This is a genomic window from Bradyrhizobium sp. CCBAU 45394 (assembly GCF_028128655.1).
Lineage (GTDB): Bacteria > Pseudomonadota > Alphaproteobacteria > Rhizobiales > Xanthobacteraceae > Bradyrhizobium > Bradyrhizobium diazoefficiens.
Genome location: NZ_LBIX01000030.1, coordinates 1 through 343 on the forward strand (window position 1 = coordinate 1; position 343 = coordinate 343).

At 61.8% G+C, this 343-nt stretch carries 1 protein-coding gene; it reads left to right on the plus strand.

The features are described from left to right. The coding region (locus tag WN73_RS11520) for a transposase (protein ID WP_271552820.1) at positions 1-343 on the plus strand (343 nt) is incomplete at both ends.

Consider the following 343-nt stretch of genomic DNA (forward strand, 5'->3'; position numbering starts at 1 on the left):
CTCTCCGGCGAGATCGAAGCACTGGCCCGTCAAGATCAGGCATGTTCGCGCCTGATGACGGTGCCTGGCATCGGGCCGATCATTTCGAGCGCCATGGTGGCCGCGATCGGCACTGGAGACGTCTTCTCCAAAGGCCGTGACTTCGGCGCCTGGCTCGGGCTGGTGCCCAAGCAGATCTCGACGGGAGACCGCACGATCCTCGGCAAAATCTCAAGGCGCGGCAATCGCTACCTCCGCGTTCTGTTCGTCCAGGCGGCATGGGTGGTGCTGGTCAGGATCAAGAACTGGGAACGTTACGGACTCAGATCCTGGATCGAAGCCGCCAAGAAGCGATTGCACCACA